Source organism: Streptodolium elevatio (assembly GCF_053592165.1).
This window is the reverse complement of sequence record NZ_JBSFVE010000006.1, coordinates 101,006-125,117: the sequence shown is the minus strand read 5'-3', so window position 1 is coordinate 125,117 and position 24,112 is coordinate 101,006. Positions and strand designations below refer to the sequence as shown.

The 24,112-nt window shown below is 71.0% G+C and carries 24 protein-coding genes; 11 read left to right on the top strand and 13 right to left on the bottom strand.

What is annotated here, in order from left to right; all coding sequences use genetic code 11:
- Window positions 1-40: 40 nt before the first annotated feature.
- The 3 genes from ACWD12_RS13935 to ACWD12_RS13925 form a co-directional block, all read right to left on the bottom strand.
- Entirely contained in the window at window positions 41-2,605 is a 2,565-nt protein-coding gene (locus tag ACWD12_RS13935) for an FtsX-like permease family protein (protein ID WP_450099749.1), read from the bottom strand.
- Window positions 2,602-3,273 carry a helix-turn-helix domain-containing protein gene (locus tag ACWD12_RS13930; RefSeq protein ID WP_450099748.1) on the bottom strand — a complete coding sequence of 224 codons (672 nt, stop codon included), beginning with the start codon at window positions 3,271-3,273 and terminating at the stop codon, window positions 2,602-2,604. Before ACWD12_RS13930 ends, ACWD12_RS13935 begins: the two co-directional genes overlap by 4 nt.
- A 186-nt stretch (window positions 3,274-3,459) precedes the next feature.
- Window positions 3,460-3,765: a putative quinol monooxygenase gene (locus ACWD12_RS13925; RefSeq protein ID WP_358361770.1), complete on the bottom strand. Its 306-nt coding sequence runs from the start codon at window positions 3,763-3,765 to the stop codon at window positions 3,460-3,462.
- Window positions 3,766-4,030: 265 nt separating this feature from the next.
- Between ACWD12_RS13925 and ACWD12_RS13920 the strand changes: the two genes are divergently transcribed.
- On the top strand, window positions 4,031-5,497 hold the full coding sequence (locus ACWD12_RS13920) for an MFS transporter (protein ID WP_450099747.1): 1,467 nt from the start codon (window positions 4,031-4,033) through the stop codon (window positions 5,495-5,497).
- Between the two features lie 195 nt (window positions 5,498-5,692).
- Here ACWD12_RS13920 and ACWD12_RS13915 read toward each other — a convergent pair whose 3' ends face one another.
- Window positions 5,693-7,645: an ATP-binding cassette domain-containing protein gene (locus tag ACWD12_RS13915; RefSeq protein WP_450099746.1), complete on the bottom strand. Its 1,953-nt coding sequence runs from the start codon at window positions 7,643-7,645 to the stop codon at window positions 5,693-5,695.
- A 365-nt stretch (window positions 7,646-8,010) separates the two neighbouring features.
- On the opposite strand from ACWD12_RS13915, the gene ACWD12_RS13910 reads away from it, so the two are divergent.
- Window positions 8,011-8,607, top strand: coding sequence for an anthrone oxygenase family protein (locus ACWD12_RS13910; RefSeq protein ID WP_450099745.1), 597 nt, complete (start codon window positions 8,011-8,013; stop codon window positions 8,605-8,607).
- Here ACWD12_RS13910 and ACWD12_RS13905 read toward each other — a convergent pair.
- The gene (locus tag ACWD12_RS13905; protein WP_450099744.1) at window positions 8,601-9,806 is read right to left on the bottom strand and encodes an FAD-dependent monooxygenase; all 1,206 of its coding nucleotides are present in this window, start codon (window positions 9,804-9,806) and stop codon (window positions 8,601-8,603) included. The genes ACWD12_RS13910 and ACWD12_RS13905 overlap by 7 nt on opposite strands.
- A gap of 515 nt (window positions 9,807-10,321) precedes the next feature.
- On the opposite strand from ACWD12_RS13905, the gene ACWD12_RS13900 reads away from it, so the two are divergent.
- The 5 genes from ACWD12_RS13900 to ACWD12_RS13880 are packed head-to-tail and all read left to right on the top strand — an operon-like array spanning window position 10,322 to window position 15,354.
- A complete protein-coding gene (locus ACWD12_RS13900; protein WP_358358850.1) occupies window positions 10,322-12,739 on the top strand; it encodes a nitrate- and nitrite sensing domain-containing protein in 2,418 nt (805 codons plus the stop codon).
- Window positions 12,740-12,754: 15 nt separating this feature from the next.
- Window positions 12,755-13,180 carry a roadblock/LC7 domain-containing protein gene (locus ACWD12_RS13895; protein WP_450099743.1) on the top strand — a complete coding sequence of 142 codons (426 nt, stop codon included), beginning with the start codon at window positions 12,755-12,757 and terminating at the stop codon, window positions 13,178-13,180.
- The gene (locus ACWD12_RS13890; protein ID WP_358358854.1) at window positions 13,177-13,557 is read left to right on the top strand and encodes a DUF742 domain-containing protein; all 381 of its coding nucleotides are present in this window, start codon (window positions 13,177-13,179) and stop codon (window positions 13,555-13,557) included. Before ACWD12_RS13895 ends, ACWD12_RS13890 begins: the two co-directional genes overlap by 4 nt.
- Complete coding sequence (locus tag ACWD12_RS13885; protein ID WP_358358857.1) at window positions 13,535-14,128, top strand: GTP-binding protein; 594 nt, start codon at window positions 13,535-13,537, stop codon at window positions 14,126-14,128. Before ACWD12_RS13890 ends, ACWD12_RS13885 begins: the two co-directional genes overlap by 23 nt.
- A gap of 11 nt (window positions 14,129-14,139) precedes the next feature.
- On the top strand, window positions 14,140-15,354 hold the full coding sequence (locus ACWD12_RS13880; RefSeq protein ID WP_450099742.1) for a cytochrome P450: 1,215 nt from the start codon (window positions 14,140-14,142) through the stop codon (window positions 15,352-15,354).
- Here ACWD12_RS13880 and ACWD12_RS13875 read toward each other — a convergent pair.
- Entirely contained in the window at window positions 15,341-16,036 is a 696-nt protein-coding gene (locus ACWD12_RS13875) for an AAA family ATPase (RefSeq protein WP_450099741.1), read from the bottom strand. The two genes, ACWD12_RS13880 and ACWD12_RS13875, sit on opposite strands and share 14 nt — an antisense overlap.
- 257 nt (window positions 16,037-16,293) lie before the next feature.
- A complete protein-coding gene (locus ACWD12_RS13870; protein WP_450099740.1) occupies window positions 16,294-17,286 on the bottom strand; it encodes an MBL fold metallo-hydrolase in 993 nt (330 codons plus the stop codon).
- Between the two features lie 173 nt (window positions 17,287-17,459).
- Here ACWD12_RS13870 and ACWD12_RS13865 point away from each other — a divergent pair, with 173 nt between their 5' ends.
- Window positions 17,460-18,137 carry a TetR/AcrR family transcriptional regulator gene (locus tag ACWD12_RS13865; RefSeq protein WP_450099739.1) on the top strand — a complete coding sequence of 226 codons (678 nt, stop codon included), beginning with the start codon at window positions 17,460-17,462 and terminating at the stop codon, window positions 18,135-18,137.
- Here ACWD12_RS13865 and ACWD12_RS13860 read toward each other — a convergent pair.
- The 5 genes from ACWD12_RS13860 to ACWD12_RS13840 all read right to left on the bottom strand — a co-directional run bounded on the left by ACWD12_RS13860 (window position 18,134) and on the right by ACWD12_RS13840 (window position 21,564).
- Window positions 18,134-18,361 (bottom strand): hypothetical protein, encoded by a 228-nt coding sequence (locus ACWD12_RS13860; RefSeq protein WP_450099738.1) that lies wholly within the window; start codon window positions 18,359-18,361, stop codon window positions 18,134-18,136. The genes ACWD12_RS13865 and ACWD12_RS13860 overlap by 4 nt on opposite strands.
- Window positions 18,362-18,440: 79 nt before the next feature.
- A complete protein-coding gene (locus tag ACWD12_RS13855; protein ID WP_450099737.1) occupies window positions 18,441-19,259 on the bottom strand; it encodes an SAM-dependent methyltransferase in 819 nt (272 codons plus the stop codon).
- 167 nt (window positions 19,260-19,426) lie between these two features.
- Entirely contained in the window at window positions 19,427-20,473 is a 1,047-nt protein-coding gene (locus ACWD12_RS13850; protein ID WP_450099736.1) for a fatty acid desaturase family protein, read from the bottom strand.
- Between the two features lie 5 nt (window positions 20,474-20,478).
- Window positions 20,479-20,958 carry a DUF5994 family protein gene (locus ACWD12_RS13845; RefSeq protein ID WP_450099735.1) on the bottom strand — a complete coding sequence of 160 codons (480 nt, stop codon included), beginning with the start codon at window positions 20,956-20,958 and terminating at the stop codon, window positions 20,479-20,481.
- Window positions 20,959-21,141: 183 nt separating this feature from the next.
- A complete protein-coding gene (locus ACWD12_RS13840) occupies window positions 21,142-21,564 on the bottom strand; it encodes a CBS domain-containing protein (protein WP_450099734.1) in 423 nt (140 codons plus the stop codon).
- A 453-nt stretch (window positions 21,565-22,017) separates the two neighbouring features.
- Here ACWD12_RS13840 and ACWD12_RS13835 point away from each other — a divergent pair, with 453 nt between their 5' ends.
- Window positions 22,018-22,446, top strand: coding sequence for a DUF5994 family protein (locus ACWD12_RS13835; RefSeq protein ID WP_450099733.1), 429 nt, complete (start codon window positions 22,018-22,020; stop codon window positions 22,444-22,446).
- Between the two features lie 148 nt (window positions 22,447-22,594).
- Here the strand turns inward: ACWD12_RS13835 and ACWD12_RS13830 are convergent, their stop codons facing one another.
- Window positions 22,595-23,215 carry an ABC transporter permease subunit gene (locus ACWD12_RS13830; protein ID WP_450099732.1) on the bottom strand — a complete coding sequence of 207 codons (621 nt, stop codon included), beginning with the start codon at window positions 23,213-23,215 and terminating at the stop codon, window positions 22,595-22,597.
- 7 nt (window positions 23,216-23,222) lie between these two features.
- On the opposite strand from ACWD12_RS13830, the gene ACWD12_RS13825 reads away from it, so the two are divergent.
- Window positions 23,223-23,435 carry a hypothetical protein gene (locus ACWD12_RS13825; protein ID WP_450099731.1) on the top strand — a complete coding sequence of 71 codons (213 nt, stop codon included), beginning with the start codon at window positions 23,223-23,225 and terminating at the stop codon, window positions 23,433-23,435.
- A complete protein-coding gene (locus ACWD12_RS13820) occupies window positions 23,432-23,695 on the top strand; it encodes a hypothetical protein (protein ID WP_450099730.1) in 264 nt (87 codons plus the stop codon). Before ACWD12_RS13825 ends, ACWD12_RS13820 begins: the two co-directional genes overlap by 4 nt.
- The last annotated feature ends 417 nt before the right edge of the window (window positions 23,696-24,112 follow it).

Here is a 24,112-nt window from a genome sequence, read left to right as displayed (position 1 = left end):
CCCGCCCCCGACGGATGATTCGCCCGACCCCGTGGCGGGGCTACTCCTTGGTGCCGATCGCGTCGACCGGACGGGTGCGCAGGGCGAGCCGGGCCGGCAGGGAGGTCGCCGCGAACGCGAGGACGGCGGCGGCCGCGACGATTGCCAGGTAGGTCAGCGGCGGGGCGTACGGCGTCCCGGTGCCGGTCATGCCTGTCGCATACGCACTGAGCGTCGCCCAGCCGATCGCCGTGCCGAGCACCGTCGCGAACAGCACCATCGTCAGCGTCTCCCACCGCAGCATCCGGAGGATCTGACGGCGCGTCATGCCGACCAGGCGCATGAGCGCGAACTCGCGGGCACGCGCCGAGGTGGCCATCATCAGCGTGTTGACGATCGCGATCGCGGTGAACGCGATGATCAGGCCCATCGCGACGTAGTTGACCTGCGTCTGCGTGCCCTGCTGGGTCCGACGGGCGGCTTTGACCTGGTCGCGGTCGAGGACGCGTACGCCGGGGAAGGCCGCGGCGGCGGCGTCGAGGGCGCCGCGGGCGCTGGGGGTGCCGGGGGATTCGGTACTGATCAGGACCTGTGCCGCCAGCGGGTTGTCCACGTGCGCGGCGACCACGGAGTACGGCAGGGTCAGATCGCCGAAGCCGAGCCCGCGTTCGTACACCGCGACGACGCGCGGCCGGATCTCCACTCCGTCGCCGAGGGTGACCTCCAGTGTGTCGCCGACGCCGACTCCCTTGGTGCGTGCGGCTTGTGCGCTGACCGCCACGGTGTCGTCGCGCATGTCCGCGAGACTGCCCTCGGTTGTCTCCAGGTCGAGAACCCGGTCGACGCCTTCGGGGGTGACGCCCTGGGCCGGGAACTTGTCCTGGCCGGCGCGAACCACCGTACGCACCAACTCAGTTGCGCCGGTGACGCCCGGGACCGTGCGTACCGCCTCGACCGCGGCGTGCGGCACCCCGGGTCCCCGCGAGGCCAGGACGTAGTCGGCGTTGGCGGTGCCCGCCGCCACCTGCTCCTCGGCGGCATGCGACGTGGTCGTCTGCACGAACAGGATCGTGCAGGTCATGGACATGGCGAGGGTCAACGGGGTCACCACCGCGGCCACGCGCTGAAGGCGCGCCCGGTTGTTGCTCGCCGCGAGCCGGCCGCCGACCGGGGAGAGCAGGCGCAGCGGGGCGGAGAGGACGGCGGTCGCGCCGCGGGCCAGCAGGGGGCCGAGCAGCGAGACGGAGACGGCTGCCATCACGACGGACAGGAACGTCACCGGAGTTGCGGCCGCGTCGGTGTGCAGGTTGCGCAGCACCAGGAGGAGGACGACATACCCGGCGGCGAGTAGCAGGCCGAGAGTGACGCGTACGGCGCCGAGGCGCTCGCTCTCGATGGCGGCGTCGGCGAGGGCCTCGGTCGGGCGTATCCGCGCGGGGCGCCGGGCCGAGATGCGCGCGGCCGCCCACGCGGCGAGCACCGTGGTGAGCACCGCCGCGATCATCGGGAACGGGCTGACCGCGGTCTCCAGTGTCCTGGGCATGGCGCCGGCCGCCACGAAGCGGTCGTGCAGCCAACGCGACAGGCCGAGTCCCGCGAACGCCCCGAGCGCGCCCGCGACGACTCCGACGAACACCGCTTCCAGGCCGACCAAGCGGCGGATCTGCTTCGGGGTGGCGCCGACCGCCCGGAGCAGGGCGATCTCGCGACGGCGCTGCTGGAGGGACAGCACGAAGGTGCCGGAGACGACGAGCACGGCGACGAGCAGGGACGTACCGCCGAGGGCGCCGCCCAGGCTGATCAGCGTGACGCGGGCCTTGGACGCGTCGATGAACTCGACCGGGCCGCGTGCGTCGCCGCCGCGGACCTGGGCGGTCGTGCCGGCCAGTGCCGCCTTCAGGTCCTTCTTGAGCTGGCCGACGTCGGCGCCCGGCGCGGTCAGGATGCCGAGTACGGCGACCTGTCCCGGATGCGCCGCAAGGCGCGTTGCCTCGGCGGACGAGAAGAAGAGCGCGGACTGATGGGGGAGTCCGTCGCGGCCGTCGGGTGCGGCGATGCCGCTGACCCGGTAGGTCGCGGGCGCTCCGGTGGACTGCACGGTGAACCGCGAGCCGACCACCGCCCCGGCGCGCTCCGCCAGTTCGGCGTCCAGGACGACGTCGCCGTCGGCCGCGGGGGCGGTTCCGGCGCGCAGCGTGAACGGGGTGAGCCGGGCGGACTCCCAGCCGTGGCCCCAGGACGGGCCGCCGTCCGGACCTTCGAGGGGACTTCCGTCGGCAGCGAAGACTGTTGCGGGGAACGTGACTTCGGGGACGACGGCGGCGATCCCCGGGACGCCGGCCAGGCGGTCCGCGGTGTCGGCGGCGAGCCAGGCGCGCTCGGTGAGCGGTTTGGACTTGACCTTCTCCTTCCCCTTCTTGTGCTTGGTCCAGTGGAGGTTCTGGTCGGCGGTGACGACGACGGGGGAGTCCGCGTACCGCTCGGTCGGTATGTCGCCGCGCAGGCCCGTCTCCAGCAGGACGCCGCAAGCGGTGACCAGCGCGGCGGCGCACAGCAGGGCGGTGAAGGCGCCGATGAAGCCGCCCTTGCGGGCACGCAGGGTCGACCAGGCGAGGCCGATCATCATGATTCCGCTCCCGGAGGGTCGGCGGGGAAGGCGAGGAAGCGCGTCTGGACGGTGCGCGCGCCGGGCGGCAGCGCGGCGTCGGCCCGCTTGTAGCGATTGATCAGGGCGATGAACTCCTCGAATAACGCGGCGAGTTCATCCGGCGTCACGTGAATGGTGCCGCGCGAGTAGGGAGCCGCGTCCGCCCAGGGGTCCCCGGGTTCGGTCGCGTGTTGGAAGCGCATGAAGGCCTCGATGTCGGAGGTGAACGCAAGCCGGTTCATCTCGTCGACGGCGGTGCGCATCTCCGGGGTCTGGCGGCTGCGGGGAGGGAAGCGCAGGTCGGCGCGGACCGCGCGCCACCAGCGTTCGCGGCCGTGCGCGTCGGGTGGGGCGATCTCCTCGACGAAGCCGTGCCGGGCGAGTTCGCGCAGGTGGTAGCTGGTGGCGCCGGTGTTGAGGCCGAGCGCGCGGCCGAGTCCGGCGGAGGTCGCGGGGCCGTGGGCGGTGAGGTGCCGCATGATGCGCCCGCGACGGGGGTGGGCCAGCGTCTTGAGCGCTTCCAGGTCGCCGACCTCACGGGGGCGGGGCGGCTCGGGGGCGTCGGGCCGGTCGGCGGCCTGGGCGGACGACCGGTCAAGGGGCTGATCGCCGGAGCGGTCGCCGGGGTGTTCGGGGCTTTCGGGCATGAGTGCACAGTATTTTGTGCACAGGTTTCTGTGCACTGGAGCCACCCCCCGTCTTGGGGCGGGGGGCTATCCCCAGTACGGCGCCGAGCCGGCCCGACAAGCGGAGCGCCCGCGTACCGGCCGGGCCCTGGTCGGGGGCCGTCCGGTACGCGGGCGCGATCAGGAGCCGGCGCCGCACACCCTCTCCTACATGCCCATGGCCGACTTCCGCTCGGTGACGGAGTACACGTTGGCGTCGGCGCCGATGATCTTCGGCAGGTAGCGCTCGTTGAACGCCTCCTCGTAAGGCATCCCCCGGTGCGCCTCGAACTGCTCCGGCGTCTCCCACGCCTCGAAGAAGCGGAACGTGTTGGGACGCTCCAGTTCCTCGGCCCACCAGTACTCGACGCAGCCCGGGTCCTTGCGGCTGAGCTCCGAGACCGCGACGAGGCCCTCGATGATCTCCTCGCGGTCCTCCGGGCGGAAGGTCAGGAAACCGCTGATGACCAGCATGTTCGTCCTCCTGAATTGCTGACGTTTCGTCAGGCGCGGGAGCGCCCGGTCGTCATGGTGCGGTACGCGGGCGGCGGGCGGAAGAGCGGTCAAGCGCGGTTGCCTCATTGCATACCCTACCCCCCTAGGGTATGTTTCCGGTCGTGCCGAGGGGCTCCGCACCCGCGGCGCGCCGCCCCCGGCGGCATGCGGGAAGCCCGGGGCCCCGAGACCGGGGCCCCGGGAGCACGGCCCCGGAGAGGGCCCGCGAGAAGAGGAGAAGACGATGTCCCCGAGTCAGACGGCGCCGAACCCCCGGCGCTGGAAGGCGCTGGCGCTGATCGCCGCCGCGCAGTTCATGGTCATCATGGACACGTCGATCATCGGCGTGGCCCTTCCGGAGATGCAGTCGGACCTCGGGTTCTCCCAGGAGAACCTGTCCTGGGTCTTCAACGCGTACGTCGTCGCCTTCGGCGGCCTGCTCCTCCTCGGCGGCCGGCTCTCCGACCTGTTCGGTGCGAAGCGCCTGTTCAGCGCCGGGTGGCTGGTGCTCGCCGCCGGCTCGCTGGCCGCGGGCCTCGCCGACGAGGTGTGGGTGGAGCTGACCGGACGCGCCGTGCAGGGCGTGGGCGCCGCACTCATAGCACCTTCCGCACTCACCCTCCTGATGATGCTGTTCGGCGGGGACCCGAAGGAGCTGACCAAGGCCTTCGCGCTGTACGGCGCCGCCGCCCCCGCAGGTGGCACGGCAGGCGTCTTCCTCGGCGGTGTCATCACCGAATACGCCAGCTGGCCGTGGGTCTTCTACATCAACATCCCGGTCGCGGTGATCGCTCTCGTCGCCACCCCGCGCCTGATGCCCGCGACCCCCGCACGGCCCGGCTCGGTCGACTTGCTGGGTGCCGCCACCGTCACCGCCGGACTCGGCACCACCGTGTTCGCCATCGTCCGTGCGCCCGAGGTGGGCTGGGGCTCGGCCGAGACCCTGCTCGTGCTGGCCGCGGGCCTGCTGCTGGTCGGACTGTTCGTGGCGATCCAGGCCCGACGCCGCGAGCCGCTGATGCGCCTGGGCATCTGGAAGGCCCCGAACCTCGCGGGGGCGAACGTCGCGCAGTTCCTCATGGCCGCGGCCTGGATCCCGATGTGGTTCTTCCTGAACCTGTACCTGCAGCAGGTGCTCGGCCTCGGCGCCTTCGCCAGCGGGTCGGCGCTGCTCCCGATGACCGTCGCGATCATGGTCATGATGATCACCGTCGCGCCGCGCCTGATCGCCCGCTTCGGACCGAAGCCGCTGGTCGTTTCCGGTCTCGCGCTGCTGGCGGCAGGGATGATGTGGCTGTCGTTCGTGCGCGCCGACGGCTCGTTCTGGGTCGACGTCCTGCCCGCGTCGCTGGTCGCCGCGACCGGTATGTCGCTCGCGTTCATCCCGTCGCTGGGCACCGCCCTGTCGAGCGCCCGCCCGGAGGAAGGCGGCCTGGCGTCCGGCATCGTCAACACGAGCTACCAGGTCGGTTCGGCACTCGGCCTCGCGGCGATGACCGCACTGGCCACCTCACAGGGTGCGGACGAGCTGGGCAACGCGGCCGCGCTGACCGACGGGTTCTCCGCGGCGTTCCTCGGGGCGGCGGGCATCGCCGTCGCGGGCGCCCTGCTCGCCGTCGTGACGCTGCGCGGCAGCCGGGGCGCGGACGCCGGGGCGCAGGACGCGTCCGAGCCGGCCGGCTCGGCGGAACCCACCCGGCAGGGCGTATGAGCTGTAGCCGCGAACCTGGTGGACGCACCCACCGACACGGCACCGACGGACCGGACGACAACCGACCTGGTATCGACCGATCCGACACGCACCGACACGACATCCGTCCAGGAATGACGGGCAGCCGCCCGCCGTTCCGCCACCCGGAGCCACGGCCCGCCGCGAAGGCGGGCCGTGGCTCCGTTGCCGTGCCCGCTAGCGTTCCCCTTGCAGCTCCCACAGTTCGCGGAACAGTCCGGTCGCGCGCGGCATGGCCAACAGTTCGTCGCAGCAGCCGCGTTCGCGTACCCGGCCGTGCTCCATCACCACGATCTCGTCGGCCTTCGCGACATTGGCCAGGCGGTGCGTCACCAGCACCACCGCTCGGTCCTTCGCGAGCGTGCGCAGGCTCGTGAACAGGCGGTTCTCCGCCCGCGGATCCAGGGCGGACGTGGGTTCGTCGAGCACCAGCAGCCGCGCGTCGCGGTAGAACGCCCGGGCCAGGCCCACGCGTTGCCACTGTCCGCCGGACAACCCCGTGCCGTTCCAGTAGTCGGGCGCGAGCAGCGTACTGAGGCCGAACTTCAGCTCCGCGACCACTTGGTCCGTCCCGGAAGCCGCTAGCGCGGCCGACAGTTCCACCTCGTGCTCGGACCGCAACTGACCGAGCGTCACGTTGTCGATCGCCTGGAGCGGCCAGCGGGCGATCTCCTGCGGTACGTAGCCGAGCCTTGCCCACAACTCGTGCGGATCGAGTTCGCGGACGTCGTGGCCGTCCCAGGTGACGCGGCCCTCGGTCGGCAGGTACAGCCCGCAGAGCAGCTTGGCCAGCGTGGACTTGCCCGAACCGTTCTCGCCGACCAGCGCGACGACCTTGCCGACCGGTACGTCCAGATCGATGCCGGTCACGGCCGCCCGGTCCTTGCCCGGGTACGTGAACCCGGCGCCCTCGGCGCGGAACGCCGACGGCTGCTTGAGCACCAGGGAACCGCGCCTCATGCGGTGCCCGCCGGCCTCCTTGAGGAAGAGGTCCCAATCGTCCAGGTAGAGCCCCACGCTGTAGAGCCGCGACCCCGAGGCGACGATGCCGCCGAGCGCGGTGCTGACGGTACGCAACCCGATCACCGCGGTACCCGCCGCGGCCACCGACATCCGGTCGGTCGCCAGCAGGAACACCACGGCGCCCCAGACGAGTCCGGCCGCCACACCGCCCGCCGCCGCACCGAGGGTGCCGACCTTGGCGGTGCGCCACGCGGCGTCCTGCGTCACCTGCTGCACGCGGTCGGACGCGCGCTGGTAGCGGTCCAGCAGGAACGGCGCGATCGTGCTCGAACGCAGTTGGTCGGCCCAGTGCTTGTCCGAGATGTGCCAGCGCATCATGCCGAGGATGCGGCGCTCGTTGAGCGTGTCGATGGTCGTCTGGTACTCGATGCGCGCCGCGCGTACGGCCGCCAGCCCGCGCGGCACCGCGCCGAACAGCAGCAGGGGCAGCAGGACCGGGTGCAGCACGGTCAGCACCGTCGCCGCCGCGGCGAGCGACGCGCACGCCGCGATGACGTCCTGGGTCTGCGGGATCAGCCCGCGCATCGACTGCACGCCCCGATCGGCGCTGTCCCAGCGGTTGTTGAAGCCCGGGTGGTCGTACGCCACCAGTTCGGCGCGGGCGGAGGCGTCGAGGAGCAGCGTCTCGGCCTCCCGGGTCAGACGCGGGGTGACGCGCGCCGACAACGCGACGACCGCCACCCCGAGGAGGGCGCGCAGGCCCACGGCGGCGGCCAGCACGACCAGCGAGGGCGCGGCGTCGCGGAGGCGGTCGCCGATCTCGCCGGACGAGATGACGGCGGTGATCGTCGACGTCGTGGCGAGCAGGCCGAAGGCCTCCAGGATGCCCGCGAGGACCTGGCACACGAGCAGCGCGGCGGACGCCCGAGGGTCGGCGGCCCAGGCCAGGCGCAGGGCCTGGGCGATGAGGCGCGGCAGGCGTGCGGCCATCGCGCGCGTGGTGACCTGCCGCAGCGCCTCCTCGGTGTCGCCCGCGCTGCCCACGTAGCGCAGTTCCTGCCCGGACTCGCCTGCCCGGTCGGCGGGTTCGGGCGGATCCGCCTGGGACTCACGGGCGGCCTGGGCGGGGACGGCGGGGGAGGAGGGGACAGGCGTGGGCTGTGTCATGGGGACCTCCGGGGCGTGACGGGACGCCATGGTCGTCCTGGCAGACGGGGTGACGGCAGGGCGTGCGGAGGCACACCGACGGCGCCCGGCCCCGACTCCTCTCGAACGTGCGCTCGACCATCCGGGCTTCCGCGGGGTCCTCGTCGGCACCGGGTTCGGGCGCGCCGCGCGCCGGGACCGCAGGTCCGGGGGCGCTCGGATCGGTAACTCGTGGGTTAACCGGGGTTGCCGACCTGGCCGTTGTTCGGGCCCTTGCGATCGAGGAGTCTTGAGACACAGAGAGCGGGGTGGAACGGACCGGAGCACACGGACCGCGGCCCCTGCCGGCAAGACCCCACCTGACGCGCCTTCTTGAGGAGTTCGCCATGGCCGCCTACGACCGCACCACCACCAACGCCATCACCGCGCCGACCGTCATCGGCACCACCGCCGCCCCCGCGCTCAGCGCGACCACCCGCGACTCCCTCGGCAAGTGGCTGACCGCGGGCGCCGTCACCAGCGGTGCGATGGCCGCCACGTACTTCGCCTTCAGCGCGTTCGTGATGCCGATGCTCGGGCGCAAGGACGACGCCGGGTTCGTCGACTCGATGCAGCGCATCAACGTCGTGATCGAGAACCCGGTGTTCTTCGCCGCGTTCTTCGGGGCGATGCTGGCTCCCGCCGTGGCGTGGTGGAAGCTGCGCAAGCGCGGTGGCGACCGCACCCTGCTCAAGTGGACGGCCGCCGCTTTCGCGCTCTACACCGCCGGGGTGCTCACCACGTCGGGCATCAACGTGCCGCTGAACGAGATGCTCGCGTCGAAGGGCGACGCGAACCCCTCGGGAGTCCGCGCCGACTTCGAGACCACCTGGAACGTCTGGAACGGGGTGCGGGCGGTGCTGTCCACGGCCGCCTTCGTCTGCGCCGTCAAGGCCGTTCGCCTGCACCGCCGCGTCACCGCGTTCCGCCGCGCGGGTCAGTAGTCCTTGAGGACGAGGGAGCCGACAATGTCCGCGGCCTCCTGGAAGTCGGGCACGGCGGTGTCGAGTTCGGTGTCGGCGCCCATCTCCGCGGCGGCCTGGGCCTCGACGCGGGCCTTGTTGGTGTACGCCAACTCCTGGTTCTGCGCCACGTACTTGCGCAGCGCCTCCTCGTACGCCGCGAACGCGACGACGTGGTCGCCTCCGGCCGCCTTCAGCTCGCCGGCCAGGATGTAGGCGGCGGCGATCGCCATCGTCGTGCCCTGACCCGACAGCGGCGACGCGCAGTAGCCGGCGTCGCCGAGCAGCACCACGCGGCCGCGCGACCACGAGTCCATCTTGATCTGCGCCATCGAGTCCAGGTGGAAGTCCTCGGCGGTCCACATGTGTTCCAGCAGCCGCGGGATCTCCCAGCCCAGGCCGCCCAGCCGTGCGGCGAGCAGGCGCTTCTGGGCCTCGGCGTCGCGGTGGTCGTACTCGATCGGCTCGGCGGACTCGAAGCCCAGGTAGACCCGGCACTCGGTGTTGCCGCGCACGCTCATGACCCCGCCGCCCCAAGTGCCGCCGGGCACCTGGTGGAAGACCTGCCAGCGGTCCAGGCCCAGGAAGTTGGGGACGGTCCACACCGACAGGTACGTGCCCATGTGCCGGATGAAGTCCGACTCCGGGCCGAACACCAGCCGTCGCGTGTTGGAGTGCAGGCCGTCGGCGCCCACGACCAGATGGAAGCGCCGCGGCGCGTGGTTCCGGAAGGTGACCAGAACACCGTCCTCGTCCTCCTGGATCGCGGTGATCGAGTCCCCGAACAGGTACTCCACACGGTCGTCCGCCGCCCCGGCCAGCACCTCGGACAGGTCGTCGCGCAGGATTTCGATGTCCTCGCTGTCGATGTCCCCGCCGGTGATGGTCCGTTCGGTCGTCCTGAACAGCTCGGTGCCGTCGCCGTCGACCATGGACATGCCGCGCATCTGCACTTGCCTTGCGCGCAGTCCGTCCAGGACGCCCATGCGTTCGGCGACCTCCAGTGCGGGACCGCGTACGTCGACCGCCTGGCCGCCGACCCGCATCCGCGGCGCAAGCTCCACCACGGTGACGTTGAACCCGTACCGGTCGAGCCAGTACGCCAGCGCCGGGCCGCCGATGCTCGCACCCGAGATCAGAATGTCGGTGTCGATGCCGAGGTTGCCGGTGGCGGTGTCCATGTTGCGCTCCTCTGATTCGTGTCGCGGCCGTTCACCGCGTCGTGTTCAGAGCTTCGTTCGGCCCGCTGACCAGGCACTTACCGGCCGCTGACCACCCGCGGTGCGGGTCCGGTCAGTGCGTGCGCCGCGGCCGGTGCCGCGTGGTTTCCGTGCCTAGGCGAGGGAGCCACCGGTTCGGGCGGCCGGGTATCGACTGTGGCGATTTGGCCACTTGCGACCCATTGGCCACTGCCGTCACGCGGCGGTAGGCTCCACGGGCCCACGCGCCGCAGCAACGGGAGGGCCACGCGCGTGTACAGAGCCTAGAGCGAGACTATGCCTGCTTGGCTGACGGCACGTCAGAGACGGTGCCGTGCCAGCCCATTGCCACGATGCAGCGACGCCGGAAGCGCTTGTGGGTAGCGCGGGGGTCGGAGGCGCAGAGCGAAGTCGCATCCGTCCGGATCGGTGCAGGCACTCGCCCCAGAGCGGCGAGGGTCGTCGCAGGAGCCACAACCGACCGCCCACGAGGACTCATGACGACTTCCACACCCTTAACCGATGACCGCAACGCGTCGCCGCGCCCGCAGCGTCCGCCGCGCGCCGTCCGCATCCGCACACTGCTGATCCTGCTCGCCGTCGTCGTCACCGTCGCGCTGGGCGCGCAAGTGGCTTTCACCGCCGTGCGGTTGCTCGAGCAAGCAGACAACATTCGGGACGACTCGGTCACGGGTGAGAAGGCCGGCCTCCCCAGCTACATGGTGATGGAGCAGATACAGGCGGAGCGGCGTCTCACCGCCGCCCGGCTCGGCGGCACCCCCGTCTCGCAGGAGGAGATGGAGAAGCAGCGCGCGGCCACCGACAAGGTCGAGGCGGACTTCATGCGCCTGTCGGGTCCGGAACTCCCGGCATCCGACCGGTTCGTCTACGACTACGTCGTCATGGTGAAGGACAAGCTCGTCGGCCTCGACGAACACCGCCGCCTGGCCGACACCCGCGCCGGCGACCCGCAGAAGGTCCTGGACTACTACAACGGCGTCATCGACCAGATGATCCGGCTGTACCAGGAGATGTCCAACATGGACGACGGGCCGCTCACGTACGAGACGCGCCCGCTGGTCGGCCTGATGCACGCCTTCGAGGCACTCTCGCGCGAGGACGCGCTGATCGCCCTCTCGGGCCCCGCGCGGAAGCTCACCGACGCGCAGTACGCCGACTTCGCGCACAACGTCGGCGTGCAGCGGTTCATCTACGGCACCTGGGTCGCACCGTACCTCCCGGCCAAGGACAAGGCCGTCTACGACGGGCTGCTCGCGAACCCCGCGTGGACGACCAAGACGAAGATCGAGGACTCCGTCCTCGCCAACCACACCCCGGTCGCCACCGGCGGTGTCCTCCTGCCGACGGATGTCCAGCAGTGGCAGGCCACCCGCGAGCAACTCGCGGGCCAGCTCACCGGACTCAACGTCGGCCGCGTCATCGGACTGCTGGACAACACCTTCCAGAAGTCCAGCGACCTGCGCCGCAGCGCGTGGTGGCTGGTCGCCGGCAGCGCCGCCGCGGTGCTGTTCATCGTCGGCGTCGTCCTCATGACGATCCGCACCGTCATCCGCCGCACCAACAAGCTCCGCGGCCACGCGCTCGCCCTCGCCGAGGACGAGCTGCCCGACATCATCGGCTCGCTCCAGCGCGGCGCCTCCGTCGACACCTCCGGCCTGCCCAGGCCTACCGGCGCCAAGGACGAGATCGGGCAGATCGGCGACGCCGTGGCCACCCTGGCCCGGCAGGCTGCCGACGGCGCCGAGCTCGTGTACCGCGAACGGCAGGGCTTCGAGCGGTTCGCCGAAGGCGTCACCGGGCGCTCCGTCGTCCTGGTCGGGGTACAGCTGCGGCTGCTCGAGGACCTGATGCGGCTGCACGACCAGGACCCCGAACTCACCTCGCGGCTCTACGGTCTCGACCACCAGACGGTACGGCTGCGCCGCCAGATTGAGAACCTCCAGGTGTTGTCGGGCGGCGTCATCAGCAACCCGCACGACGCCCCGGCGCACATCGCCAACCTGCTCATGGACGCGGCCGGCGAGGCCGCGGGCCACGAACGCGTGGAGAAGCACTTCCTCGCCGACGCCCGAGTCATCCCGTCGGCCGCCAGCGAGCTCACCCACGTCCTCGCCGAGCTGATCGAGAACGCGGCGCGCTACTCGCCCCCCGACTACAAGGTCGTCGTGCGCGCCCAGGCCGCGGTACACGGCGTCACGGTCGAGGTCGAGGACCGCGGCATGGGCCTCAGCCAGGAGCAGTACGACCAGCTCAACGAGCGCCTCGGCCAGGTTCCGCTGTACGCCGAGATGGCCGACAACGCCTCCCAGCTCGGTCTGTTCGTGGTCGGTCGACTGGCCGCCCGCCTCGGCCTGGACGTCACCCTGCGCCGCTCGGTGTACGGCGGCACCGCCGCGGTGGTCCTCGTCCCGCGCAGCCTGCTCGCGAGCCGCACCGACCACGGCCAGGTCTCCCCGCCATACGAGGGCACCGATCCGTGGTCGGCGCCCGAGCTCCGCCCGCATCCCGAGTCCGACCGGCCCGCGGGGGCCGCCGAGCCGCTGCCGATCCGGCAGGGGGCGGCGCCGGTCCGGGCGGTCGCTTCGGCGGCGGCTCCGCCGGCGCTGCCCGCACCACGGCAGCTCGCGGGGACGGCCACCGGGAGCGGCACGTACCAGCTGCCGCCCGCCGAGGAACTCGACGTCGATCCGCTGCCCAAGCGCTCGCGCGGCGAACACCTGGCCGCGCAACTGCGCGACGACACCGGGGGAGTTCCGCAGGTTCCGTACGACCCGGATTCCCCCGAAGCGGCACGCGACATGTACCGCGGGCTCCAGGCTGCGTTCGACCAGGCCGAGCAGCCCGGCCAGTTCAACGAGGCAGGACGTGCCGAGGACGACCCGGCGACGCCATAGGGAACGGGATAAACCATGTTCAGGGAAGACCCTCTTACCAGCAACCCGTTCGACGAGCAGGTCTACCGGATGCTGCACGCGAACCTGGCCGACGTCCCCGAACTGCTCGGCGCCGTCCTGCTGTCCGACGACGGCCTGCCCAAGTCGGCGTTCGGGTTCGACCGGGAGACGGTCGAGCACCTGGCCGCGGCCGGCACGGGCTACGCGAGCCTGGGCCGCGGGCTGGCGACGAGCATCGAGGGCGGCCCACTGCTGCACAGCGTCGTCAAGATGGTCGATCGCACGCTCATCATCACCAACTGCGGTGAGGGCAGCACCATCGTGGTCGTCACCGGGGCCAGGGCGGACATGGGTGCCGTCATGTACGAGGTGCTCCGGGTCGCCAAGGCGGTCGGTGACTTCATGGGTACCAAGCCTCGAGCGAACGTACGCACGACGTGACGGGGCGGCACCGCGGAGACCTGCCCGGGAGGCGTACCCGGCCGTTCGCCCTCACCGGCGGCCACGTCCAGTCGTCCTCGTCCACGCGGATCACCATGAACTCGCTGGTGGCCGCGGCCGTGCCGGAAGACGCGGTGGGCGCGCTGCCCGACGAGTGGCGGGCGGTGCTGGCCATCTGCCACGGCGCCCCCGCCCGCACCGTGATCGTCACGGAACTGGCCGCACGCCTCCACATGTTCGTGACCCCGCTGACCGTGATGCTCGGCGAACTGCTGGGCCAGGGGCTGATCACCCATCAGCCCGCGGTGAGCGGGGCCGACGCGACCAACATCCGCCTCCTCTACCGAGTCAGGGATGGCCTTGCCCGCAAGCTATGACCCCGCCCCGATACCCGCGGTGCAGCAGATCAAGATCCTGATCGCCGGGGGCTTCGGCGTCGGGAAGACCACGTTCGTCAGCACGGTCAGCGAGATCCGCCCGCTCCGGACGGAGGAGCGGCTGACCGCCGAGGGCGTCGGGGTGGACGACCTGAACGGCATCGAGAACAAGACCGCGACCACGGTCGCCATGGACTTCGGCCGGATCACCCTGGACGACTCGGTGGTCTACCTGTTCGGCACGCCCGGCCAGGAGCGCTTCTGGTTCATGTGGGACGACCTGCTGCGCGGCGCTTTCGGCGCCGTGGTCCTGGTCGACACGCGCCGCCTGGACCACAGCTTCGCCGCCGTGGACTTCTTCGAGAAGCGCGGTACCCCGTTCGTGGTGGGGGCGAACTGCTTCGACGGCAGGCAGACGCATTCCCCGGACGTCATTCGCGACGCCTTGGACCTCGCCGACCCCACCGTGCCGGTGCTGATGCTCGACGCCCGTGAACGGGCGTCGGCGCGCGACGTCATGTTGTCCCTGATGGACCGCCTGATCGCGCGCGCCGACGCAGCCGCAGTGTGAAAGGAATCGCAGTGACCGAATCCGCCATATCCCAGCCGGTCTCCGGCCCTTCGTCGCCGCTCGACCTGTTCGGCGACGAGGTGCTGGCCGACCCGTACCCGGCGTACGCCGAACTCCGGGCCCTCGGGCCCGCGGTGTACGCGGAGCGCCTCAACGCGTGGGTGCTGTCGCGGTACGACTCCGTCAAGGCCGCGCTGCTCGACCCCGAGACGTTCTCGAGTGTGAACGGGCTGCACCTGAACCCCGAGGGCAACCAGTGGGTGACCGCGGGCTCGGTGCTCGCCGCCGACGGCCTGGAGCACGCGCGCCTGCGCCGCGTACTGTCCAAGCAGCTCGCTCCGCGCGCGATCCGCGACCTCGCGGACAGCCTGCGCGCCCGGGCGGACGAGCTGGTCGTGTCGCTGGCCGACCGCGACTCGTTCGACGCGGTGGCCGACCTGGCGGCGCCGTACGTCACCGGCGTCATCCTCGAACTGATGGGCCTGCCGCACGTGGACGGCAGCGGGCTGGTCAAGCAGGTCGAGTCGGTGTTCGACACCTTCGCGGCGCCGAACCCGCGGGTGTACGCGGGGCTTCCGGCCGCCCAGGCGATGTTCGAGTTCCTGCAGACGGTCGCGACGCGCGACAACGTGAGCCCGGACAGCTGGCTGGGCGCCGCACACGCCGCCGCCGACCGAGGCGAGATCGCCGAGATCGAGTGCGTCATGACGATGGCCGCCTACACGACCGCCGGGATGGACACCACCATCCACGCGATCGCCACGGCCGTGCAGATGCTGACTTCGGACCGCGAGCAGTGGGAGCTGGTGCGGGACGGCAAGGTGCCGTACGAGGCGCTCTTCGGCGAGACCCTCCGCTACGAGGCGCCCATCCAGGGCTTCGGTCGGCGCGTCATGCGCGAGACGACCGTCGGGGACGCGACCATCCCCGAAGGGGCCCAGGTCTGGCTGATGTTCGGCTCCTCGGGCCGCGACGAGGCCAAGTGGGGAGCGGACGCCGACGTCTTCGACGTCCGGCGCCCGGATGTCGCGGACCACCTCGCGCTCGGGTTCGGCACGCACCTGTGCGCCGGCAACCACCTTGCGCTGATGGAGTTCGACGCCGTCTTCGGCGCCCTGGCCCGGCACTTCCCCGGCCTCGCCCCGGACCCGGCCGCGCCGCCGACCCGGGTGCTCAACAACGTGCTGCGCATCTGGGACCGCGTGAACGTCCTCACGCGCCCCTGACCAGCCTGGCCCGGCCGGTGTCCTGGGAACCTCGGGGTTCGCGGGGCACCGGCAGGGCTCTGCCCGGCGGCGCCCGGAACACGATCTCCCGCAGGGTCCGGGCCCCCGCCCGGTCGAGCAGTACCGCGGACGCCCAGCCGGGCGGCGGTGCCGAGGCGGCGAGCAGCCGGTCCAGCGAGCGCTGGGCCACGGCCCGGTGCCGGGCGAACTCCCTTGTGGAGACGCTGCGTCCGCGTGCGTGCTGGCCGCCGCGCGCGGCCTGCGCGTCGGCGTCGAGGAACAGCAGATGCACGTGCCGCTGCTGGCGCCGGGCGGTACGCCGGACCCAGGACCGCACCAGCGGCACCGTTCCGCAATCGTGGATCACCAGCGGTCCGGAGGCCCGTAACTCGGCCATCAGCCGCAGGTAGTGCGTGGAGCGTACGAGCGGGCGGAACACCGAGTAGGGAAGCCACGGCGGCAGCCGGTCCTGGTAACTCTCCCGTACGTGCTGGGAGTCGATCAGCGGAGCCTGTGCGCAGCGGGCCATCAGCGTGCTCTTGCCCGCGCCCGGGAGCCCGGAGACCACGACGAGGTCGGTCGGGCCGTAGCGCAGAGCCGCCGGCACCGGCCGCCCGCGCAGGTCGTGCAGGCCGTCCGGCCGCAGGGCGGTGGCGCGTGCGGGCCCGGTGTCTTCGCGCACGCCCACTCCTTCGGTTCGACGAGCGGCCCGGCCCGGGGCCGCGTGGCGGCAGCGTGCCGCGAATCCGTATCGAACCTCTCATGATGGCAGGTCGGTTCGCGAGCGAGTGCGTCGAACGCGCGTGCCCGCTCGGATGTTCGGCCGGTCCGACGAACCGGGGGATTCCGTGGCGCCGCCTGCACGTAGAAGCCCCGGGGCCGACGCGCGATCGCACGTCGGCCCCGGGGCTTCAGGTGAGCTGCGGAGGATGCGCCCGGCTACGCCAGGTTCGCAGGGGTGCCGTCCGGTCGCATGTCGACGAGCTTCCCCGCGATTTCCTGGTCCTGGAAGGCCTTCACGAGGGACGCCATGTCCTCGGAGTAGATGTTCCAGCTGTCGGTGTGCACCGCGACCACCTTGCGGGGGTCGAGGTCCTTCGCGACCAGGGCGGCGTTCTGCGAGGTGAGGGTGAGCGGGGCGTTGTCGAGGATGGCCGGCGTACGCGCGGCGCCCGCGAAGACGACGGCCGTGTCGACGGGCCCGATCTCCCGCTTGACGCGGTCGCCGACCTCCTTGGCCACCTTGACCGATGCGTTGTCGCCGGAAATGTACGTGGTCGGTACGCCCTGGCCGCTGAGCACGAACCCGGTGACCTCGCCGTCCTCGCCGCGGTCCACTCCGTCGGGACCGTGCAGGGCCGGCACCGCGGTCACCTTGACGGTGCCCTTGGGGGTCCTCAGTTCCGTCGACGTCCAACTGGCCATGCCCGTGACGTGATCACCGAGTCGCTTGTGCGCGCCGGGCGTGGACAGCACGACCGGGACATTCTTGAGGAGTTCGCGGCCCGCGTCGTCGAGGTTGTCGTCGTGCTGGTCGTGGGAGAGCAGTACGGCGTCGATCCGGCCGATGCCGTCGGTGCCGAACGCGGGTGGCTGCGTCTTCTCCAGGCCGCTCCTGTACTTCTTCGGCTGGTCGAAGGTGGGGTCGATCAGGAACCGTGCGCCGGCGACCTCCAGGATCGTGGTCGGCCCGCCTATGTGCGTGACGGTGAACGCCTCGGCGGCCGCGGACGGGGTGCCGGAGTTCGGCGTAGCGGAGGCAGCGGAGGCGGCGGTGGACCCGCCCGTCGGCGAGGCGGACGGTGTGCCCGCTGTGGTGGTGGCCGGGTCGCCGTCGGCGTTGGCCTCACCTCCGCAGGCGGCGAGGAGGGTCGCGCTCGCGGCTACCGCGACGGTGGTCGAAGCGGCGCGGAGGAACGTCGATCGGCTCATGGGAAGTACCAGCTCTCTCGCTGCGAAAGGTCGACAGGCAGGGGGCGCGTGCTTCCCCGCCTGTGATCAACGCTAACACAACTCGTAATCACTGCTTACGTAAGCTCACGTGTTCCTTCCTTCGTCACCGATCTGTGCAGGTCAGATGTGTTAACGCTGATATCGTGCGAGGCATGTCGACGGCACGAGAGCGCATCCTGACGGCCACCGCGGAACTCCTGGCCACCAAGGACGCGCTGGCGATCTCGACCCGGGCCATCTGCGACCGGGCCGGCGTCGGCATGCCCGAGATCTACCGCCAGTTCGGCGACAAGCAGGGGCTGCTCACCGCCGTCGCGGACACCGGATTCGAGCGCTTCCTCGCCAACAAGCGGCGCAACCCGCTGACCGACGACCCGGTGGCGGACCTGCGTACGGCCTGGGACAGCCACGTCGCGTTCGCGCTCGGCAACCCGCACTTGTACCGGCTGATGTTCACGCCCACCGGGGAGGCCAAGCCGCAGGCGATCAAGGAGGCGCAGGCCCTGCTCCTCGCCGTGGTGCGGCGCTGCCAGGACATCGGACGCCTGCGCAGGCCGCCGGAGTTGGCCGCCCAGTCGATACTGTCCGCCAACGTGGGCGTATGCCTGATGGCCCTGTCGTTCCCCGAACTGTTCGGCTCCCTGGACATCTCGCAGTCCGTGCGCGACGCGGTGATCGGCAAGGTGACCGGCGACGAGCAGGAGGATGCGCGGATCGGTACGGCGACCGTTCTCGCCCAGGCACTGGTCGGCACTCTCACCGCGACCGCTCCCGCGGACCCGGACGCAGTCGACCGGCTCGCGCGGGGGCAGGCGCGGCAGGCGCGTTAACGCCTGGGGGTCACCCATTCCCTCGGATCGCCGTCCGGCTGCCCGGTCGTACCGCCGCTGATCTCCTGGAAACCGGCGAGGCGGTTCCGGACCGAGTCGGCGACGTAGTCCTCGACCGAGGCCGCGAGGCCGAGTCCGATCAGCCCGCGGACCCGGTCGGCGGCCGCGGGCGACAGGCGGACGGCCACTTCCACTGCCCCGTCCGAAATTGCTTCACTGCTCATTCTGCCGACATTAGCGCCGCCCACTGACACGCGCCGGAGGGTCGGCGGGCCGTGTGCCGCCGCGCGGCGCGGTGCGGCGCTACGCCTTGCGTGCGACGCCTGTCGCGATGAGCCGATTGGGGTCGTCGGCGGCCAGGGGCCTGGTGATCGGCCTGTCGGGGCGCCACAACGGAATGTCCACGACCCCCGGCTCGACGAGTTCGAGTCCGTCGAAGTACGCCTCGATCTCCGCCTTGGTCCGGAAGCGGCCGCTGCCGAGCATCTGGAGGAAGACCTGCTCCATCCGGTCGGTGATCGGCGGATCCGCCTGGAAGTGCGAGAGGAACAGGTAGCTGCCGGGCGCGATCCGGTCCACGTAGCGCTTGATGAGGCCGGCCGGATCGTCGTCGTCCCCGAGGTGGTGGATCACGCCGACCATCATCAGACCCAACGGCCTTTCCAGGTCGATCAGTTCGCGGACCTCGGGACGGGCGAACACGTCCTCGGGGTCGCGGACGTCCGCGGTGATGACCGCGGTGCCGGAGTCGCCGGTCAGGAGCGCGCGCCCGTGCGTGAGAACCATCGGGTCGTTGTCGACGTACACGACGCGGGCCGCGGAGTTGGCCGCCTGCGCGACCTGGTGGGTGTTCTGCACCGTGGGCAGGCCCGAACCCAGGTCCAGGAACTGGTCGACGCCCTGTGCGGCGAGAAAGCGCACGGCGCGCGCGAGAAGCGCACGGTGTTCTCCGGCGCTCTCGGCGCTGACCGGCAGGACCGAGCGGATCTTGTCCGCCACGGCCCGGTCGGACGCGAAGTTGTCCTTGCCGCCGAGCATTGCGTCGTACACCCTCGCGACGCTCGGCACCGTCACGTCGATTCCTTGCGGTGCCCACTCATCGATCGGATCGTGCCCAGTCATTCGTCCCCCTCGACTCACCCTGCACGACTGCCGGTTCATGGCCGACCCCTGGGATCCTAACCGTGTGGTCGGGCAGATTCGGCAAACCCGGAAACACCGCGAAATGCCGTTGGCGGCAGCGTGATTGCCGCACCGCGGCGCACATCGGGGACGGGTTCTGTCACGGGTCAGACCGACAATGCCGCCGGCCGTCGCAGAGGTGCGGCGGCTTGGTGCAGGTGCCGAAGGGTTTGCGCGTACGAGGCGATCAGCCCCGCCTCCGTGTAGGAGATGCCGAGTCGGGCGCAGTGCGCCTTGACGATGGGCCGGGCGCGGCGCAGGTGCGGCGTCGGCATGTTGGGGAAGAGGTGGTGCTCGATCTGGTGGTTGAGGCCGCCGAGCAGCACCTCGACGAGCCGGCCGCCGCGTACGTTCCGCGAGGTGAGCACCTGGCGCCGCAGGAAGTCCGGCCGCTGGTCGGCGTCCGTGAGCATCGGCATGCCCTTGTGGTTCGGGGCGAACGTGCAGCCGAGGTAGACGCCGAATACCGCCTGGTGGACCGCCAGGAACAACAGCGCGCCCACCGGCCCCAGGACGAACCACAGGCCGCCGAGGTATCCCACGATGTGGGCGCCGAGCAGCACCGACTCCAGGCTCCTGCGCCGGAACTCCGGACGGAAGAGCGCACGCACGCTGGACACGTGCAGGTTCAGGCCTTCGAGGGTGAGCAGCGGGAAGAAGAGGAACGCCTGCACCCGCCCGATCCGCCGGGCGATCCCGCGCGCGTCGCGTGCCTGCCCGGTCGACCAGACCAGGATGTCCGGTACGACGTCGGGGTCGAGGCCCTCGTGGTTCGGGTTCGCGTGGTGCCGGGTGTGCTTGTCCTGCCACCACCCGTAGCTCATACCGACGCACAGATTGGCCGCCAGCCGTCCGCCGGCCTCGCTGGGCCTTCGCAGGCGGAACACCTGACGATGCGCCAGATCATGGGCGAGCAAGGCGACTTGCGCGTACATGACGCCGAGGAGGACAGCCACCGCCAGCTGCCACCACGATCTGCCGACCATTGCGAAGAGGGTCCAGCCGCCGACGTAGCCGGCGGCCACCAGGGCGATCCTGGCCGTGTAGTAGCCGGGGCGTCGCCGGAGCAGCCCGGCTTCCGTGATCTGTTGGGACAGGACGGAGAAGTCGCTCCGGCCTGACCGCGGGACCGCTCGGGTCGTGGTCCGGGTCATGCCAGTCATACCAACTGTCGATACCCGGGCTTAGCCCGGCCATTCGACCCGACCACGGACTCAAGCGGACGAACCATGGCACGGATCAATTCGCCGGCGCCGCGCAGGTCGTCCGGTGAGGCGGCCGCCTCCATGAGCTGAGCGGCCACCGCGGAGTCCGTCTCCGGTGGGACGACGAGGAGTTCCCAACGTGCCGCGTGGTACGACAGCAGCATGATCTCGTGCTCGTCCTGCTCGTCGGTAAACCAGCCGACCTTCAGCGGGCGACCCGACACGCGTACCAGCCGCGGGACGCTGTCCCAGTGCCTGGGGTTCACCGTCGCCCGGGTGATCACCCCGAGGCCCGTCATCGCCAGGCCCAGCGAAGGGAGTTCGGCCGCGAGGTCGCGGGAGCGGGGCCACCAGGCGCCGTCGATGCGGCTCCGGTTCCGCCCCGCCGGGGCGAACGCCAGGCGGGCCGGTGCGGAGGGATTGGTCATGGTCATGCAAGTCGACCTGACTCCGGTCGGGTGTCACCCGTCCGGCGTTGTCTTTCGCCGAGGACGACACCGACATCGGGGTCGGCGTACGAAATATGCCCGGTACGCCGAGAGTACCCCGGATCCCGGGGCGGCGGGCCGCGCGAGGGGCGCGGCCTCGGCGGCCGCGCCCGGGAATCTGTCGACGGGTCAGGAAACCCGGAGGAGGAGGTCCTGCACCGACCGGAAGTCGAGCACGCCGACAAGGCGGCCGTCGTCGTCGGCGACCGGCCACACGGTCTGGCGTTTCACGCGCATGGACTTGGCCGCGAGAGCAAGTGGCATGCCGGGCCAAGCGAAGGGCCCGCGCTGGTGGTGGGTGTCCCGGACCGGCGTGCGCTGGCTGTACCAGGACCGGGCCAGGAACGCGGCCAGGCTCACCCGCGTCACCACCCCTTCGCATCGGCCGCCCTGATCCACGACGAGCAGGTGCTGCATGGTGGGGTCTCTGTCGAGGATGGCCAGGGCCTCGTCGACGGTGGTGTTCTCGCTGATCGTCAGGTCACAGATGCTCATGGCATCGGCGACACTGGCGTTCTGCGCGGTGAGCGGCGGAGAGAGATGAAGCGTCACGGTGTCCCGAAACCTTGCCCCGGACACGGCGTCGAACGCGGTCCGGCGTAGCGGTTCTTCCAGGACGAAACCGGCTTGACCGCCGAAATGCGAGTAGCCCCGGACACGCCATTCTACGCGAGTCCGCGGCGCGCCCTGCAGATGGCGACGAACGGCCTTAAATCCCTGGGTAATTGCGACTCCGAAGCCGTCTTCGACGGAGTGCCGGCGTCGCCCGCGTGCCGGTCCGATTTCCGGTACGTTCCCGGTCCGGCTGCCGCGCGGTCCGTCGGACACGCGGCAGCCGGAGTAGCGTGGGTAGGTGCCGGGACCATTGCGCGCCGTACCCGTCCTGGGCGGCACCGTCGCGGCGGAACAGAGCTCACCGTGAGCCCTGCGGACGGGTGGTGTCCGATGCCTGAAGCGGAGACCCCGCGACGACGCGGGCGTGGGCAGGGGACGACACACGAGCGGGTGACTCCCGGCACGGTGCTGCTCAGGCCGCAGGTCACCGGGGTTCGACACGGGATGCTCGACGGCGCGTGGTGGCCGCGCTCCCGCGACATCGGGGCGCAATTGCGCGGACTCGTCACCGCGTTGGCCGCACGCATGGGTCCGATCACGAGGGTCGGACTGGACCGGGACGCGTGGGACGGGGTCCCGGACCACTTGTTCATCGATCACCGCATCGTGCACGTCGACTGGTTCCCACTCGGCGACGACACCCTCCTGATCACGCGCGACGACGAAAACCTCCTCGCGCTGCTCGTGGTGCCGCCGCACGCGACCCAGCCGCAGGCCCAGCAGGCCATGACGCAGGCCCTGGACCTCGAGAATCTCGCCGAAGCAGAACAGATCCTCGTCGACACCGGCATCCCGTCCGAAGCGGACCCCTCGTCCTGACGTCGCGCGTGCGCACCACGACGGCTCGTTGAAGCTCGCCGAGGGTGTCCGTACGCTCCGGCTTTCGGCCGGTCCCGGGCGCTGCTCGTCGACTTCGCCCCGCTCCCGTCCCCAGGCCTTGCCGGCAGCTGACGGCGCTCCGGTGGTCTCACGCGTCGCGGCGGTACAGCGTCAGGCAGCCTCCGGTCAGCGCGGCGGCCGTCCACGCCAGCAGGATCGCCAGCGCGCCCCATACGCCGTAGTCGTGCGCGAACCGCGGGTCGTCCTGCGGGCCGGTGAGGTGCATCAGCACCATGCCGGCCTGCTGGGGGAAGTACTGCACGGCGGCTCTCAGCGCCCGGACGTTCCCGAGCCCCTGGGACCCGAGGAAGAGCAGCGGGATCAGGATCCCCAGCGAGACGACGGAGCTCCGCAGCAGCGCAGCCACTCCGATGGAGAACACGCACACGAGGGTCAGGTACGCGCAACCACCCGCGACGGCGGACGGCACGCCGTCCACTCCGAAAGTCGTGCGGTACGGCCCCAGCGCCGCCTGGGACACGGCGAAGGTGGCGATCACGGTGGCCACCGAGACCACCAGACCCACGAGCGCTCCGACCAGGACCTTCGCGCCGAAGACCATGCCGCGCCGCGGCACCGCCGCCAGCGAGGTCCGGATCGTCCCGGAGGAGTACTCGGAGCCGACGAGGAGGACGCCGAACGCCACGAGGGCGAGCTGTCCGATCGCCAAGCCGTACAGGCCGACGAATATCGGATCGAAGTTCACCACGGCGTCGATGTTCGAGCGAAAGCTGAACGCCACCAAAGTGCCGGTGGCGATGCTCGAAGGAGGTCATCACCGAGGAGAGCACGTCGGCGGGACCATCAGCACGAACTACATCTCCGGGCCCGCCGTCGTGACCGGCGTTGTACCCGGTGCCCGTACCGATCTCGACCGTGAAGTTTCCGGGCCGCGCGTCAAGCGCTTCCAGCATGTCCGCCATCGGTGACGGCGCCGTCCCGAACCACGAGGGCGAACGCAGCCGCAGCAGGTGCCAAGGTAGAGCCGGACACCGCCGACAAGGTCAAGAAGACCGCCGAGAAGGCGGTCGGTGCCGGGGCGGCGTCGATGGAGGCGTTCGAAGGCTTCATCGCCGGCAAAGTCTTCGACTCGGAGTTCAAGCAGGAGAACCTGGGCTACGGCCTGCAGATGTTCGTCTCGATCGCCGCCGACTCCTACCACTCGAAAACGCCGTCTACGACCGCCTGATCACTGATGGACGCAAACACCTGGCCGCCCTGCACAACGCCCAGTCCGCCTGATACCTCACGAACAAGAGCGTGCCTTCAACGACCCCGGGCCCCACCGCGTCCGGCGGGGCCCGTTCGGTCGCCGCTGTGAAAGTCCCGGCGCGGCCGCGCGCACTGCGCCCGAGCGGGCCGGGTGCGTCACGACGAACCGCTACTCGGACATCTGGGCACGGTCTCGGCGGTCCACCCGCCCGGCGTGTCCGGGTCGAGAGTCCACGGAGCGGTGGTCGTTGTCGTCCGTAGCCGCTGAGTCCGATTCCTTGGGGACCTGCCCTTCCCCGGCTGGGGGCCTGGCCGTCACGCCGTGCGATGCCGCACTCGGCCGACGCAGGTCTGCATGCACTAGCGCTGCACCCATGCGCCCAGGTTCCCACGA

Bases quoted from the DNA above. Each gene is read 5' to 3' on its own strand.
- ACWD12_RS13930 (WP_450099748.1), bottom strand. From the start codon at position 3,273: ATGCCCGAAAGCCCCGAACACCCCGGCGACCGCTCCGGCGATCAGCCC.
- ACWD12_RS13900 (WP_358358850.1), top strand. From the start codon at position 10,322: ATGACGACTTCCACACCCTTAACCGATGACCGCAACGCGTCGCCGCGC.
- ACWD12_RS13860 (WP_450099738.1), bottom strand. From the start codon at position 18,361: ATGAGCAGTGAAGCAATTTCGGACGGGGCAGTGGAAGTGGCCGTCCGC.
- ACWD12_RS13865 (WP_450099739.1), top strand. From the start codon at position 17,460: ATGTCGACGGCACGAGAGCGCATCCTGACGGCCACCGCGGAACTCCTG.
- ACWD12_RS13845 (WP_450099735.1), bottom strand. From the start codon at position 20,958: ATGACCATGACCAATCCCTCCGCACCGGCCCGCCTGGCGTTCGCCCCG.
- ACWD12_RS13885 (WP_358358857.1), top strand. From the start codon at position 13,535: ATGGCCTTGCCCGCAAGCTATGACCCCGCCCCGATACCCGCGGTGCAG.
- ACWD12_RS13870 (WP_450099740.1), bottom strand. From the start codon at position 17,286: ATGAGCCGATCGACGTTCCTCCGCGCCGCTTCGACCACCGTCGCGGTA.
- ACWD12_RS13935 (WP_450099749.1), bottom strand. From the start codon at position 2,605: ATGATGATCGGCCTCGCCTGGTCGACCCTGCGTGCCCGCAAGGGCGGC.
- ACWD12_RS13905 (WP_450099744.1), bottom strand. From the start codon at position 9,806: ATGGACACCGCCACCGGCAACCTCGGCATCGACACCGACATTCTGATC.
- ACWD12_RS13895 (WP_450099743.1), top strand. From the start codon at position 12,755: ATGTTCAGGGAAGACCCTCTTACCAGCAACCCGTTCGACGAGCAGGTC.
- ACWD12_RS13925 (WP_358361770.1), bottom strand. From the start codon at position 3,765: ATGCTGGTCATCAGCGGTTTCCTGACCTTCCGCCCGGAGGACCGCGAG.
- ACWD12_RS13910 (WP_450099745.1), top strand. From the start codon at position 8,011: ATGGCCGCCTACGACCGCACCACCACCAACGCCATCACCGCGCCGACC.
- ACWD12_RS13920 (WP_450099747.1), top strand. From the start codon at position 4,031: ATGTCCCCGAGTCAGACGGCGCCGAACCCCCGGCGCTGGAAGGCGCTG.
- ACWD12_RS13855 (WP_450099737.1), bottom strand. From the start codon at position 19,259: ATGACTGGGCACGATCCGATCGATGAGTGGGCACCGCAAGGAATCGAC.
- ACWD12_RS13915 (WP_450099746.1), bottom strand. From the start codon at position 7,645: ATGACACAGCCCACGCCTGTCCCCTCCTCCCCCGCCGTCCCCGCCCAG.
- ACWD12_RS13825 (WP_450099731.1), top strand. From the start codon at position 23,223: ATGTTCGAGCGAAAGCTGAACGCCACCAAAGTGCCGGTGGCGATGCTC.
- ACWD12_RS13850 (WP_450099736.1), bottom strand. From the start codon at position 20,473: ATGACCCGGACCACGACCCGAGCGGTCCCGCGGTCAGGCCGGAGCGAC.